Source organism: Bifidobacterium biavatii DSM 23969 (assembly GCF_000741165.1).
Lineage (GTDB): Bacteria > Actinomycetota > Actinomycetes > Actinomycetales > Bifidobacteriaceae > Bifidobacterium > Bifidobacterium biavatii.
This window is the reverse complement of sequence record NZ_JGYN01000006.1, coordinates 65,676-80,347: the sequence shown is the minus strand read 5'-3', so window position 1 is coordinate 80,347 and position 14,672 is coordinate 65,676. Positions and strand designations below refer to the sequence as shown.

The following is a 14,672-nucleotide window of genomic DNA, read 5'->3' as shown; positions in this document are numbered from 1 at the left end:
GGCACCATTGCGATGCAAGGGCATCCATCATGCGACGGCCGCTTCACCGCGCATGTCTTTCTAAGCGTATCCACTTCCCGACCGGACGCTACTTTCGGCGCGCCACGAACGCGACGCCGGTCAGCTTGTCGCCGTACTCATTGAACACGCGCCGCATCTGCAATACGCGAGCCCGCAAATCGCGGTGGGCCAGTACGTTGTGCATGATCCGCAGCACGCCGGATACGCCCTCGTCCGCCAGATTGCGACGCATCTTGAGCAACGCCATCGGCTCGCTGCCGCTCCGCAGCACTTCGAATCCCTCGGATTCGAGCAGCGACCGCCATTCGGCATCGGTCAGCGGTCGTGCGTTGACTTTGATGGCCCGGGCGAGATCCTTGCGGATGGCGTCCTTGACCGATTCGTCGAGATCGTTCGGTGCAAGTCCCATCTCGTGGATCGCGTACAGGCCGCCCGGTTTGAGCAGTCGATGCGCCTCGGCGATGATCGCCCGTTTGCCACGTTCGGACTGCATGGTGAGCATGGCCTCGCCGATCACCACATCCGCGGATTCGGACGGCAATCCCGTGCTCGCGGCGTCGGCCTGCACGCAAGTGCCATTCACCGAGTCCGCCAATGGTTTGATGATGTCCACCACCCGTTCGTCCCGATCGATACCGGTATATGCCGACGGGCCGGCCGCCATGATCAGACGCGTGGTGCGTCCCAGTCCCGGCGCAAATTCCACCACGCGACGTCCGGTGATCGTCACTTGCGCGAGCATGCGCTTGGTCAGTCGTTCGCCACCCGGTCTGAGCACCCGTTTGCCAAGTCGGGCCAGCACCCAGTGCCCCTGCATATGCTCCACGTCACGGTCGGATTGCGGCAAACAGGATGCCGGGATATCCGTCGCCTTTGCGGCACGTTCTGTCTGTTCGTCCATAACATGTTCGTTCACGCATACACAGCATACGGGACTGGTCCGTTCCGCAACAGACTGTTCTTTTGCGACGAATTATGGTATATGACCGTTACAGCCATCCCACGTTCTCTGTATGTTCGCGTAATCACGTGAGCCGCGCGAACATACAGAGGATAGACGCACCTCAAACGTCTGTATATTCGCGCAGATACCGTACATGCGCGAACATACAGAGAATGAAGATCTGGAAAGATGCCAAGGAGCGAGTTCAGCGCAGACTTGTTTACTCCGCCGAACTATCACCACCAGTGGGATCGCGCGCGTCGAGCAGGCGCTGGCCCCATTTTTCGAATTCCTTCAAGGCGGGGATGATGGCGTAACCGTTGGCGGTGAGCGCGTATTCGACGCGCGGCGGCACCTCGTTGTATTGGGTGCGGCTGACGAGCCCGTATTCCTCGAGGTCGCGCAGCGTGTTAGTGAGCATCATGTTGGTGATGCCAAGCTCACGTTTGATCTCGTTGTAGCGGGCGGCGCCGCGCACGGACAGCACGTACATGACCGGCAGCTTCCACTTGCCCTCGATCGCCTTGAACGCGTAGCCGATGGCGCAGGTGGGCGCGGTGAGACTTGCGCCGCCCCCTACGGAAACGGCCGTGTCGGAAGCGGCCGACACGGGATGCGCCTGAATATGCGCCGCAGTCCCGGCGTCTTCGTCCGCGGATGCGCATGCGATGTCATCTGCGGCGGTGTTCACGTCGCGTGGCGTCGCCGTTGCATTGGATTCAACTTGCTCACTCATGGTTTCCCATCCTAACATCGTTGCCATATTCCAAAAATCAGTTTTTTATTCTAAGAACGAAAAGTATATGTACTCATGCATACTGTCCTTATCGGATCGTGGCGGAGCGCATAACGACCGCCACGGCAAGACGGCCAACACAACCAGCAACCGACCGAAAGGACAGATCATGGCCAAGCACATTCTCGTCATCCAGGGCAGCCCGACCAAGGGCGGCAACGCCGACATGCTCGCCGACGCGTTCATCGAAGGCGTCGAAGCAGCCGGCAACACCGCGACCAAGCTCACGCTCGCGAACATGAACATCGCGCCGTTCACCGGTTACGACCAGCCGGCCGACGACATGACGCAGGTGATGGAGCAGATGAAGGCGGCAGATGGCATCGTGATCGCCACACCGACCTACTGGATGCAGTTCTCGGCGCAGATCAAGGCGATGATGGACCGTCTGCCGTTCGACGCGCACGACGATCTGGCCTGCAAGGAGTCGGCGCTGTTGGTCGCCGGCGCCAGCCCGGAGGAAGTGCTCGCCAAGAACGTGCTCGGCTACTACCAGATGTGCTTCGGCGAAAGCCTCGGCTGGAAGATCAAGGGCTCCGTGCTGGCGGCCGGCGTGTTCGCGCCCGGCCAGGTGGCCGGCACCCCGTATCTCGACAAGGCGCGCGAACTCGGCCGCGAGTTCTGACTCGCGCGTTCCGAACCGTACGGCACGTCACTGGCACTTTGTCGGACTTAATGCGATGGGTTCTGACTACCCCTCAGTCACTTCGCGACCACCCCCCGATAAGGGGAACTGAAGAAGATGCAGCAGTGCAAACCCGACAAAACACCAAACACGCCAACAAACACACCACCAAGGAGCATCATCATGCAGATCACACTCATCACCGGCTCGGACCGCAAAGGCGGACTCGGATACGAAACCGCCCGCCAGCTCGGCGAGGCCGGCTATCACGTCATCCTTGCCGCACGCCGGCCGGAGCTCGCGCAGCTCACGCAGGAACTGACCGATCAGGGCATTTCCGCAAGCAGCGTGCGGCTCGACACCACGGACGAGGCGTCCGTCGCTGCGGCGGCCGCGGAAGTCGACCGTCGCTTCGGCCGGCTCGACGTGCTGGTCAACAACGCGGCGTCCATGCGCGCCGGCGCGTCCGTCGAACAACAGGACATCGCCGAAATGCGCGCCGTGCTCGACACGAACGTCATCGGCACATGGATCGTGACCCAACGGTTCATCCCGCTGCTGCGCAAGTCGGATCACGGCCGTATCGTCAACGTGTCCAGCGGCGCCGGCTCGTACGGCGACCCGCAGTACGGCTTCCTGCACGGCAGCATGGGCATTCCCGCGTCCGGCTACGGCATTTCCAAGCTCGCACTCAACGGGCTGACGATCAAGACGGCGAAGGAGCTCGCCGCCGACCATATCCTCGTCAACGCGGTCTGCCCGGACATCACCGACACATACGAATCCGGCATGTTCGGCCGACCGGTCGAGGTGAGCGCCAAAAGCGTGACCTGGGCGGCGACACTGCCCGACGACGGCCCGACCGGCGGCTTCTTCCGCGACGGCAAGCCGCTGCCGTGGTGACCGTCCTCATCAGATCTTGCGTCGCACCTCAAGCACAGTGGATGCACCGCACGCCATCATCGATCGGCCGAAGCGACACATCCCACGTCGGGCATAACCCTCCGGAACATGCCCGAGGCCGGCGGTACCATGCGTAAGTGACGGCCTTTCACATCGCCGTAAAGGCGTAACGGACGTAAAGGAGATCGCTTATGAAAACCCTGGTGCTGGTGTTCCATCCGAATCTTGCCGGTCAGTCGCGCGCGAACGCGGCGCTGGTCCGGGCCGCGCGCGAACTGCCGGCCGACACGGTGACCGTGCGCGACGAGTACGCTCTCTATCCGGACGGTGCGATCGACGTGGCCATCGAACAGCGGCTGGTCGAGGATCACGACCGCATCGTGCTGCAATTTCCGCTGTACTGGTACTCCTCCCCCGCGCTGCTCAAGGAGTGGGAGGACAAGGTGCTGGCGTTCGGTTGGGCGTACGGACCGGACGGCGAGGCGCTTCGCGGCAAGCAGATCATGGTAGCCACGACCGCGGGCGGCCCGGAGACCGAATACCAGCCGGTCGACGAGGGCGCGACGATCGACGAAGTGCTTTCGCCGTACCGCATGATGGCCCGGTACACGCACGCCGTGTGGCGCAAACCGTTCGTCGTGTTCGAGTCGATGGAACTGGACGATGCAGCGCTCGCCGATGTCGGACGCCGCTATCAAGATGCGCTGATCGCGGAATAAGTTCCTGCCAATTGTCGAAAGCACGTTGGGGCTGCCGATTGATGATCGTCGATCGGCAGCCCCAACGCTGTCGCCATCCGGAATAGCTACCGGACGGCAGTGAAGAAGAATCGCGGGAACGGGAAGATGATGCTGCCGTCCGACTGCGTCGGATACTCCTCGCGGACCCGCTCGAACACCGCGCGTTCGAATGCCGCTCGTTCGCCGTCGTCTGCAAGCGCCTGCAGGTACGGGCGCAGCCCGGTGCCGCGGTACCAGTCCATGATGGCCTCGTGCGAGGGCAGCGTGTGCATGTATGTGATTTTCCAGATGCGGAACGTTTCTGCGTTCGCGTGCAGCAGCTCCCAGTATTCGGGCGGCGTGAGGTTGTAGAACTCGCGGCTTTGCGGCAACCGGTCCGCATAGGCCGGCGAGTGCACGAGCTCCTTGATGATGCGGTGGATCGGCTCCTCGTAGTTCATCGGCGTCTGCACGGCCAGCACGCCGCCCGACCGTAGCAGGCCGAGCATCGCGGGGACGAGACGCTCATGGTCGGGCACCCATTGGATGCACGCGTTGGAGAACACGACGTCGAAATCGTGCGGCAACGCGGCCAGTTCGTCCGGCTTCGACACGTCGCACAGCGCGAAGTCGATGTCGGGATGGGCGGCGCGCGCCGCGTCGATCATCTCGGGCGAATTGTCGATGCCGAGGATCGTCGCGTGCGGGTAGCGTTCGCGCAGCACGGCAGTGCTGTTGCCCGGCCCGCAGCCGATGTCGAGCACGCGCGCGACCGTCCCGTCGTCCGGTGGCAGTTGCGCGGCAAGATCGCGTGACGGCTGCGTGCGTTCCTTGTTGAATCGCAGATACTGTTGGGAATCCCATACGACCATGCGCTTCACGCTAGTCCCGCGCGCGACTCGCGTCCATCATGACGTCCGCATGGCGGGCGGCGGCGTGTTAGATGACCCTCGTGAATTCATGGCCGGCAGTCATCGACGACTTACTGCCGCCCTTTGCGGCGGCGCGGGGCGAGCGCGGCGGGACCGTGCTGCTTGATGGCAAACAACAGCGCGCGCATGCCGCCGATATGCGGGTTAGGGCGGTGGCCGCGCGCGATGCGGTGCATCTGCAGTTCAAACCAGCTGATGACGAGGATGCCGCCGAACGCCTTGTCGAGCGGTTTGATGCCGGTCGTGACGCGCGGCAGGTCGACGGAGCCCTGCCAGCCGTCGCGGATGATGCAGTTTGGCAGGTCGGGCACGAGCGCGAGCGGACGGGCGATGCCGATCATCTGCGTGATGCCTTCGCTCAGCGCGCGGTTCATGTCGGCGGCGTTGCGGAAGCCGCCGGTCAAGGTGACCGGCACGCTCAGTTCGCCTTTGACTCGGCGTGCGAAATCGGTGAAGTAGACGCCGCGCCGGCGGTCTTCGACCGCACCGCCGTTGGTCTGGATGACCGGTTTCGCGTAGGTGCCGCCGGAGATGTCGATGAGATCGACACCGCGCGCCTCGAGCTGCTTCATGACCCAGATGGATTCCTCTTCGCTGAAGCCGCCCGGCGCGTCGTTGCGCTCGTTGACCTTGACGGCGATCGGCACGTCGGACGAGTTGAGCTTCACCGCGATCGGAAATTGCGGACCAACGGCCTCGCGCACCGCGTCGAACACGTCGAACAAGAATCGGGCGCGGTTGGCGAGGCTACCGCCGTATTCGTCGGTGCGATGGTTGTCGAGCGGTGAGAGGAACTGGTTGATGAGGTAGCCGTGCGCCGCGTGGATCTCCACACCGGTGAAGCCTGCCTTTTGGGCGATGCGCGCGGTGTTGGCGAACCGGCGGATGATGTCGCGGATTTGATTGCGGGTCAGTTCGGTCGGTTCGGCGAAGAAATGGCCGTATTCGCCGTCGATTTTGCCGGCGCTCGGTGCGAGTGGATGCGGGTTGATGGTGACGGGCGACTGCCTGCCGGGATGGTTGATCTGCATCCAGCAGTGCGTTCCGTTCTCGGTGCCGGCCGCCGCCCAGCGGCGCAGCATCACAAGGTCGCGTTCGTCCTCGACGGCGACGTTGCCAGGCTCCCCCAGCTGCGTATGGTCAACCATCACGTTGCCGGTAACGAGCACGCCGGCACCGCCCCGCGCCCATGCACGGTACAGGCGCACGTGCGCTTCGGTCGGCGCGCAGTCGCGTCCGGCGAGCGCCTCGTTCATCGCGGATTTGTAGAAGCGGTTCTTGACCGTTACGCCGCAGGGCAGGGTCAGCGGTTCGGCGGTCGGCACCGCCGAGGTCGCAGTCGTCATAGTCGTGTCATTTGTCATGATATCCAACTTTCCAAACGTCCATATTTATACAGTTGTAAAAAATAACATATTTTTAGACATCTGCAAAATTATGGACGTTAGACTATGCTGACAGCCATGAAGAAAGACATCACCGGCAAGATCACGCGCGGCACGCAGCGCACGCTCGACGCGTTCTTTGATGCGATGACGGCACTGCTGCAAGCCAAGTCGTTCGCCGACATCAGCGTCAACGAATTGTGCGAACGCGCCGGCTATCCGCGCGCCACGTTCTACAACTATTTCGAGGATCGCGACGACCTGCTGAACTACTGCTGGATCGCGTTGTCCAAACAGGCCGACCTTGCAGATCTCGCGTCAACCGACCCGGAACATCGCGTGGACACGGCGCTCGACGCAATGGCCGACCTGCTGGAATCACACGCGTCGCGACTCGCCGTGATCCTTAAGAACAACCCGCCCGAAGGCCCAATGTTCGCCAGCCTCCGCTCGTTCATCGAACGTCAGGCGCGCGAAATCATCCGCACCTGCATCGACCGGGACCGGTTCACGCTGCCGGTCGATCTGATCGCCGACCATTACGCGAACACCGTGATGCTCGTGCTCGACTGGGCGTATCTGCGCGGCCACCCACTCACCCGCGAACAGCTCCACGACTACGTGCACACCCTGCTGCGCGGCGTGGAGGCCGCGTAGATCACGCCATTCTCCTCCACACCAGAGATCACTTGCCGCGAGTCTCGCACACGAGTTCATCGTCGGCGAAGGTCATGCCGGGACGGTATTCGGCCATGTCGCGTTCGTTGATCTCACGCAGTACGCGGCAGGGCACGCCGACCGCGACGACGTGCGCGGGGATGTCATGCGTGACGACCGAACCCGCGCCGATCGTCGTGCCTTCGCCGATGGTCACGCCCGGGCAGATCGTCACGTTCGCGCCGATCCAGCAGTCGTCGCCGATCGCGACCGGATCGGCGAACATGAATCCGCGCATGGCCGGGTTGATCGGATGGCTGACGGTTGCGATGTTCACCGACGGGCCGAACATGACGCGCTTGCCGATGGTGATGCGACCGTCGTCGATGAACGAGCAGTTGACGTTGATGTATGTACCGGCACCGAGCGTGATGTTCGTACCGTAGCAGAAATAGAACGGCGGCTCGATCCACGCGTCCGATGGCGCACCGAGAATCTCTCCTATCAGAGCTGCGCGGCCTTTCGTATCACCCGGATCGAGTTCGTTGAATCGCTTCATGCGACGTTTGGCCGCGAGACGATCCTCCGGCAACCCTTCGCAATAATCGGTGAACAGCTTGCCCGCGGCGATGCGTTGGCGCATGGTTTCCTTCATAATGGACTTCCTTTCCACACAGTTTTCATGATGCAAACCTCGTACGCAATGCGGCCGTCACTGCGGCTCGTCATGCGTCACGTTGTTCAACCACCGGTAGGTGCGGTAATGGGCGAACACGGCTGGCATCTTAATAAACTCGTCGGCGCTGAGCAGCACGTACACGGCCATCACCGGCCAATGCCAGACGAACGCAGCACACAAACCCAGTGGAACCACGATCAGCCAGATCGTCACCACGTCGCAGATCAGGCCGAACCGTGCATCACCGCCGGCCGGGAATAGTCCGCCAACAGTCGTGGAGTTAACCGCTTTGCCAATCACGTAATACGCACACACGATCAGCATCGGCGACAAATACGCGTTTGCCCGCGCATCTAATTGGGACCAGTGCAGTACCAGCGGACGTATCGCGAGAATTACGACGCCGATCGCCACACCAGCCACAAACGCGCTGCGCACGAGCCAGCCGCCGGCCTTGCGTGCACGGTCGAGCATTCCCGCGCCCATCATGCCGCCAACAAGAATGCCGCCGCCGCTTCCCAACCCGGCGGTGAAACAGACGAGTAGATCCTTGACAATGTTCGCTACAGAGTTCGCAGCCACCGCTGCCGAACCAAGATGACCCAGAATGATCGTATATGTAGCGAATCCTCCACCCCAAGCGATTTCATTGCCGAGCACTGGCAGCGTGTAACGCCAATAGTCGCGCATAAGCGCATGATCCGGCTGTCTCATATAACGCCAGTGCACGCTCGGCATCGCCCGCCGGCGTCGAGCATCCGACGTGGCGACGATCATGGACCATGCGCATTCAACGCCACGCGATATCAGCGTAGATATTGCGGCGCCCATCACGCCAAGTCGCGGTAATCCGAGCAAACCGAAGATGAACATGGCGCTGGCCATGATATGCACGAATACGCCAGCCACGCTGATTAACGTACCGGTCGACGCGCGCCCAGTGTTCTTGAACAAGCACAGGTTGATCTGACTGATACCTATCAGCAGGAACGCCGGCGCACCTGCTGATAGGTACTGTGCTCCAAGGTCGATTAACAGTGGATCATTCGTAGTGACACGCATCAGCATCATGGGAATCGCGGCAGCGAGCAGAACGAACATCACGGATAGCACCACCGTGTAACCCATCACAAACGAGATAACGCGGCCAACCGCACCGGCATCACCCCTGCCCCAATACTGGGCGATGAGCGTACTCGCGCCGATCGTGAACGCGAGCAAAAATAAGTCGAACACGAACTGGAACTGCGCGGCCAGCGATACAGCAGACAACGCGTTCTGATCAGCCGACGCGAGCATGAACACATCACATGCATTGGACAACACCAATACGAATTGCTGGAATGCGATCGGCAAAGCCAATGGTCGCAGCTGCGAGATGAACATGCGCAACGTCAACCGGTCGTCGGCCGCGCCGGTATCCATCGTCGTATCTCTCGTCATGCGATCGTCCCGTTCCTTCTTGCAACTGTATTCGTCATCGTCCATTACACATGACGCATATGCCGTACGAGACATACTTGCTGGTAGAATATTCGTTAATTTTTGTACTATTTACCAAATAGATGGATTGCGTGGGTGGCGATGCCATGAATGCAGACAATACGGGAGCCGCAGGGCCGACCATCGTGCGCGTGGACGGCTCGGAACGGGTGCGATATGACTATCCGTCGCTGTTCTCATACGCGAGGCAGGGCAAACTTTCTTCCTATCCGCTGATGCGCGCACAATGCCATTGGCATGACGATTGGGAGTTTCTCGTCGCCAAGCAGGGTCATCTGGCATATTTCGTGAACGGCGAACATGTAACCGTTGACGAAGGTCAGGGGATTTTCGTCAACGCGCGACGACTGCATTACGGATATTCCACGGACGGCTCGGATTGCGAATTCTTGTGTGTACTACTTAACCCGATGCGCGCGGGAGCAACCAAGGACATACTGGAGAAATACATGCTACCGATCGGCGACACATCACGGCCGTCGTACCTGCTGCTTGATGGCACCGACGCTCATGCAAACGTGATATTGCATACGTTGAACGACATCGCGGCCGCACGCAAGAACGGGGAGCCAACCGCACCGCTAGTGGCATTAAGCGGGCTCTATACGATCGCTCGACAACTGATATCGATGATGGACGCCGTTGACACCTGCGGCGATGCGCAACATAGACGCGCAGACGTATCTTCCGTACGACGACATCATCATGCGACCGATCGGATTGTCTCGCTGACCACGATGATCGACTTCATTCAGGAGCACTTCACGCAATCACTGACATTGGACGATATTGCAAACGCCGGTTCAATCGGGCGCAGCAGCTGCGCGTCGATCTTCCGCGACTATCTCAACCAATCACCCATCGAATATGTCACCGACGTGCGCATCCGCGCGGCCGTCAGCTTGCTGATCGAAACCGATCTTCCAGTCGCCGAGATTGCCTCCCGAAGCGGCTTTCACTCCCCCGGGTTCTTCTCGCGCACATTCCGAAAGATCGTCGGCGCGCCGCCGCTCGTCTATCGCAAACGCAAGCGCAACGAGACCGCCGCGTCCGGCCGTCAAACATTCGGTTAGGAAATTACGCTGTCGAGCAGCTCGTTGATCTCAAGGAACTGCTCTGTTTTGGGACGGAATACTGGGTGACCCGCGACTACTACTAACGCTGGGCGTTCCAACGTGCGCAGATCCTTCAGAGGATCACCATCCACAACGAGCAGATCGGCAGATTTGCCAGCTTCCAATGATCCAGCGACATCGTCCACGCCGAGTATTCGCGCATTGACTTGCGTGGCCGCATGGATCGCCTGAGCGGGAGTAAAACCGGCAAACCGCACCAATAATGCCGGTTCTCGCCATGTAGCATATTGCGACACAAACGTCATGTCCGTATCCGTACCGACGCCTACTGTCAGTCCGGCCTTATACGCCTGACGCGCGCCAGCAACCATGCCTGAGACCACGGTCTTCGAGTTTTCGAGTTGGATGTCCGTGATGCCGGTTGTTTTCTGATCGATCATCGTCAGCGGAAGCCCTGCAGACAGGGTAGGGACCAAAGCCGAATATCCGCGCAACGAATTGGGGTTATGACGAAACAGTTCAATCAGCTCATCATCCAGCTCGCTGCCATGTTCGATCGTATCCACGCCTGCTTTGAGCGCGCGTCGCACACCCTCAGCACTTTGCGCGTGCGCACCGACGATAATGCCCATGTTCGTGGTTTGTTGGCGCGCGATCAGCCGCCCTTCCTGCACCAAATCAATCACATCACCATTACCTTCTACTCGAACAGCGTCGTCCAGTCGGGGTCGCGGCGGGCGGCGAAGCACATGGCGATCTGCTCCGAGGTGTTTCTCGTGGTGGAGAGTCGGGGAAGCTGGTCTTCGTCGAAGTAGCGGATCTCCGTCGTTTCGATGTTCGGCTCGAACCGCCCGTCGATGCGGGTGCACAGCACGAAGAACTTGATCACCCCGTACGGGAAGGACAGGCCGTTATGGTTAGCGCAATCCTGCACTGCGATGAGCCGGTCGGCGGTCACGTCAAGCCCGGTCTCCTCTTTGACTTCCTTGATCGTGTTGGACCGCACCGACTGATTCTCATCGACCCAGCCGCCGGGCAGCGACCATTCGCCGCTGTTTTCGTGCGTGAGCAGGATCCGACCGTCCGCATCGAAGATCACGGCTCTGGTGTCAAGCTTCGGTGTCGGGTATCCGGCGTTGATCAGACCGCGTATGCGTTCGGCCGGCATATCGGTCTGCAGGGCGAGCATGTCAACCGCTATAGCACGTATCCGTTCATACCGTTCCCGATCAAACGGATCCCGACTGTACATTAACCCTGTCTGGGCCAGAGCCTGCAATTCCTTGCCCCAATCGAGCAGCATACGATTTGACGACGTAGTCGATGATGCCGCTGATGCTGATGCTGATTCGTTCATGATGTCGCCGCCATTCGTTTCAGATTTATCTATGACCATTATCGCCGTTCAAATACGTTTCAGCTCCGCCATTGCAGCATAATGCAGCACATCGAGCCGTTCCGGAGCGATGCGGCCGAGCAGCGCCTTATGCTCCTGCTCCCACGCAGCGATCTCATGTACCGGGAGAGACGCGCCGATGCCACGGCATGCCTTCACTCGTCCGTTCCAGCTTTCGCGCGTGAACGGCACGGCAAGCCGGTACTCCTCATGATGAACGAGTTCAAAGCCGTCCGCATAGCAGGCAGGAATGTCGATCGGATGCATGCGCTCCCCGGCACCACTCCAGTTCGGATTGTATTTCAGAATCAGTCGTTCGCTTGCCTCCGCGATCGGATCCTCGAACGGCAGCCATGCCATATACAGCACAAGGATGCGTCCATTCGGCTTAAGGATGCGATGCAAGATGTCATGAATCGCCTCATGGTCGAAATACCAAAAGCATTGGCACGCGGTAATTACGTCGAATGCGCCATCGGAAAAATCGATATGCTCCGCCGGCATAGCCTGATATTCGATGCCCATACCTTCGGAAAGCCGCCGCGCTTGAGCGATCTGCTGTTCGGAGATATCGACGCCGACCCATGTTGCCCCATATCGAGCCATCGCTCTCGGAATCACACCTGTACCGGTGCCCAGATCAAGAACATGTTGCCCGTCACAGCACAGACCGCGGTCAAGAATTTTCTGGTAGAACCGCGCCGGATAAATGTCGCGATATCGCGCGTATTCGTCTGATACGCGTCCCCAATCAAAGGGGACGCCGTGATCTATGCTCTCATTGGATATCATCCGGCCACCTCCTGGTGAATGCCTTGCATCATCAGCAGATATACCAACTTCGAGCACTCGAAGTCAATCGCCACGATTCTTGACGCGTACCGTCTGGACGGTTCCGTTATCGCACGATCCGGTCGCCGCGAAGGAAGACGAGCGGGATGATGATCAGCGGGACCGCACACGCGCCCATTGCCAAGAATGTCAGGTTCATACCGCGCATGTTCGCCGCAGCCACGTCCATGCCACCTGCGTGCGCGGAGGCCGCCAGCGCGGTCATCATCCCGACGAACACGGCCTGACCGATCGCGCCGGCGATGGTGCGCAGCGCGGTGAGCAGCGCGTTCGCATCCGCCAGTCGCCCCTCGCCCGCGGCGCTCGTACCCCAGGTGACCAACGGCATCATCAGGCAGCCGATCGCGAGCGAGCGCGCCACGTTGATCACGGCGGCCACCCAGATCGACGCCGCCAATGGCAACAGTCCCATGCACAGGTTGCTGGCAGTCAGGCAGATGCCGCCGATGAGGAACAGCCGCCTCACGCCGAACCGGTCGTAGAGTCGGCCGGCCATCGGGCTGATGATCGCCATGGCGAGCGAGCCGGGCAGACTCACCAAGCCGGCCATCGACGCGGACCCTCCCTTGATGGTCTGCACGTAGAGCGGCAGCATCACCGACGAGCCCATCATCGCGAAGTACAGCAGCATGCTGCCGATCACGCTCAACGCGAATCCACGGTTGCACAGGATGCGCACGTCGAGGAACGGACGTTCCCGCTTGAGTTGCAATATCACGAACCATACGGAGGCCACAATGCCGAGTACCAGCGGCAGCAGCACCGCTGTGTTTACGAACGGCATGGAGCCGATGTTGCCGACGCCGAGCGTCACGCCGCCGAACGCGACGATGCTCACCGCGAACGACAGCACGTCGAAGGACCGCCGCGAGGTCTTGAGCACGTTGCCGAACACGAAGCACGCCGCGATCAGCGACATCGCCATCACCGCGATCACCAGATAGAAGATCGACCGCCAGCCAAACGCGTCGACCATCAGACCGGACAATGTCGGCGCGATCACCGGCGTGACGCCGACGGCGAGGCCGTACCAGCCCATGATCGTGCCGCGATTGTCCGGATAGATGGTCATGAGCACGACCTGCGCCATCGACATGAGCAGCCCGTTGCCGCACGCCTGGATCACGCGGCCGATCATAATGACGGCGAACGGCACCGGTGCCACGCAGACCAGCGAGCCAACAATGAACAATGCTGCGCCAGCAAGATACAGCGGTTTGGTCGGGAACCGGGTGATGAGGAACGCGGTGAGCGGCATGACGATGCCCATGGCGAGCGAGTAGCCGCTGGTGAGCCATTGGCCGGTCTGCATGTCGACGTCGAGGTCGGCCACGATGGGCGGCAGGGCCGTGGTGAGGGCAGTCGCCATGATGGTGGTGGCGATGCATGAGAGCATGATGTTGACGAAGATGAGTGCGCGACGGCGATTGTTGAATGAGAGTTGTACGGAATTGGACATGGTTGTTGCCTTATGTGATTGACGCTTCCTGTTGCTAGCCGTTCATGAAATCGACGAGACGTCTCGCGTCTGTTTGCCATGTCATTCCGAGCGAGGCGAAGCCGAGTCGAGAAATTTTCACACGCAAAGACCGATAGGAAAGATTTCTCCGCTCGCTGCAGCTCGGTCGAAATGACATATCATCGCAAGCCAGCCCGATGCGCATCGCTCTGGTCAAGCTCTTGGTAGTGACGTTTGATCGTGGCGAGTATCTCGCCGAATTGTTTGCGTTGGCTTTCGGTGAGCGCCGCGAGTAGTTCGCCGGAGGCGCCGTTGCCGACCGACCGTCGGCGCATCGCCTCGGCCTTGCCCTCCTCGGTGAGCGCGACCATGTAGGTGCGTCCATCCTCCGGATGCGGGGTGCGCGAGACCCAGCCGCGCGCCTCCATCTTGCCGAGCAGTTCGCTCAACGATGCCGAACGTATGTCTAGGATTGCGGCGAGCCTGCGCTGGCTGACTGGGCCGAGACCGCTCAGGGTGAGCAGACAACGCGACTGCCCGCTGCCATGCGCGAGTGTGTCGTTGTTGCGCACTTCCCTCTGATGGCTGACGCGCGCCACATCATGGAACAGCTCCACCAGTTCCCGATCGCTCATCGTCATGGTTCGCCGCCTTCTCCCCATAAACATAAAATTGCTAGGTACCTAGCAAATAATACAAGGTACCTAGCAAAATGCAAGTCGACGT

The 14,672-nt window shown here is 60.5% G+C and carries 15 protein-coding genes and 1 pseudogene; 5 read left to right on the top strand and 11 right to left on the bottom strand.

Translation table 11 applies throughout. From position 1 onward, the window contains the following. Positions 1–88: 88 nt before the first annotated feature. Entirely contained in the window at positions 89–922 is an 834-nt protein-coding gene (locus BBIA_RS03150; protein ID WP_033494270.1) for a class I SAM-dependent methyltransferase, read from the bottom strand. A gap of 262 nt (positions 923–1,184) precedes the next feature. Next, positions 1,185–1,700, bottom strand: coding sequence for a winged helix-turn-helix transcriptional regulator (locus BBIA_RS13680; protein WP_081891937.1), 516 nt, complete (start codon positions 1,698–1,700; stop codon positions 1,185–1,187). A gap of 169 nt (positions 1,701–1,869) precedes the next feature. Here BBIA_RS13680 and BBIA_RS03140 point away from each other — a divergent pair, with 169 nt between their 5' ends. From BBIA_RS03140 to BBIA_RS03130, 3 genes are all read left to right on the top strand, one after another. After that, positions 1,870–2,385: a flavodoxin family protein gene (locus tag BBIA_RS03140; RefSeq protein WP_160268248.1), complete on the top strand. Its 516-nt coding sequence runs from the start codon at positions 1,870–1,872 to the stop codon at positions 2,383–2,385. A gap of 183 nt (positions 2,386–2,568) precedes the next feature. Next, the gene (locus BBIA_RS03135; protein WP_033494273.1) at positions 2,569–3,288 is read left to right on the top strand and encodes an SDR family NAD(P)-dependent oxidoreductase; all 720 of its coding nucleotides are present in this window, start codon (positions 2,569–2,571) and stop codon (positions 3,286–3,288) included. Positions 3,289–3,479: 191 nt separating this feature from the next. Continuing rightward, positions 3,480–4,007, top strand: coding sequence for an NAD(P)H-dependent oxidoreductase (locus BBIA_RS03130; protein ID WP_033494274.1), 528 nt, complete (start codon positions 3,480–3,482; stop codon positions 4,005–4,007). An 86-nt stretch (positions 4,008–4,093) separates the two neighbouring features. Here the strand turns inward: BBIA_RS03130 and BBIA_RS03125 are convergent, their stop codons facing one another. Then, positions 4,094–4,879 (bottom strand): methyltransferase domain-containing protein, encoded by a 786-nt coding sequence (locus tag BBIA_RS03125; RefSeq protein WP_033494276.1) that lies wholly within the window; start codon positions 4,877–4,879, stop codon positions 4,094–4,096. Between the two features lie 110 nt (positions 4,880–4,989). Beyond that, complete coding sequence (locus tag BBIA_RS03120; protein ID WP_033494277.1) at positions 4,990–6,285, bottom strand: NADH:flavin oxidoreductase/NADH oxidase family protein; 1,296 nt, start codon at positions 6,283–6,285, stop codon at positions 4,990–4,992. Between the two features lie 105 nt (positions 6,286–6,390). Between BBIA_RS03120 and BBIA_RS03115 the strand changes: the two genes are divergently transcribed. Next, positions 6,391–6,981 (top strand): TetR/AcrR family transcriptional regulator, encoded by a 591-nt coding sequence (locus BBIA_RS03115; RefSeq protein ID WP_051923708.1) that lies wholly within the window; start codon positions 6,391–6,393, stop codon positions 6,979–6,981. Between the two features lie 28 nt (positions 6,982–7,009). Here BBIA_RS03115 and BBIA_RS03110 read toward each other — a convergent pair whose 3' ends face one another. After that, a complete protein-coding gene (locus BBIA_RS03110; RefSeq protein ID WP_081891903.1) occupies positions 7,010–7,636 on the bottom strand; it encodes a sugar O-acetyltransferase in 627 nt (208 codons plus the stop codon). A 57-nt stretch (positions 7,637–7,693) separates the two neighbouring features. Beyond that, on the bottom strand, positions 7,694–9,103 hold the full coding sequence (locus BBIA_RS03105) for an MATE family efflux transporter (RefSeq protein WP_238548414.1): 1,410 nt from the start codon (positions 9,101–9,103) through the stop codon (positions 7,694–7,696). Positions 9,104–9,234: 131 nt separating this feature from the next. On the opposite strand from BBIA_RS03105, the gene BBIA_RS03100 reads away from it, so the two are divergent. Next, entirely contained in the window at positions 9,235–10,236 is a 1,002-nt protein-coding gene (locus tag BBIA_RS03100; protein ID WP_162179162.1) for an AraC family transcriptional regulator, read from the top strand. Here BBIA_RS03100 and BBIA_RS03095 read toward each other — a convergent pair. The 5 genes and pseudogenes from BBIA_RS03095 to BBIA_RS03075 all read right to left on the bottom strand — a co-directional run. Then, positions 10,233–10,868: pseudogene (locus BBIA_RS03095) on the bottom strand (amidohydrolase family protein); the annotation flags it as partial. The gene BBIA_RS03100 and the pseudogene BBIA_RS03095 overlap by 4 nt on opposite strands. A 71-nt stretch (positions 10,869–10,939) precedes the next feature. Continuing rightward, positions 10,940–11,542, bottom strand: coding sequence for an NUDIX hydrolase N-terminal domain-containing protein (locus BBIA_RS03090; RefSeq protein WP_033494279.1), 603 nt, complete (start codon positions 11,540–11,542; stop codon positions 10,940–10,942). Between the two features lie 102 nt (positions 11,543–11,644). After that, positions 11,645–12,427, bottom strand: coding sequence for a class I SAM-dependent methyltransferase (locus BBIA_RS03085; protein WP_033494280.1), 783 nt, complete (start codon positions 12,425–12,427; stop codon positions 11,645–11,647). 106 nt (positions 12,428–12,533) lie between these two features. Next, positions 12,534–13,946 (bottom strand): DHA2 family efflux MFS transporter permease subunit, encoded by a 1,413-nt coding sequence (locus BBIA_RS03080; protein WP_033494281.1) that lies wholly within the window; start codon positions 13,944–13,946, stop codon positions 12,534–12,536. 179 nt (positions 13,947–14,125) lie between these two features. Further along, positions 14,126–14,587, bottom strand: a complete 462-nt coding sequence (locus BBIA_RS03075) for a MarR family winged helix-turn-helix transcriptional regulator (protein WP_238548412.1) — start codon at positions 14,585–14,587, stop codon at positions 14,126–14,128. Positions 14,588–14,672 lie beyond the last annotated feature (85 nt).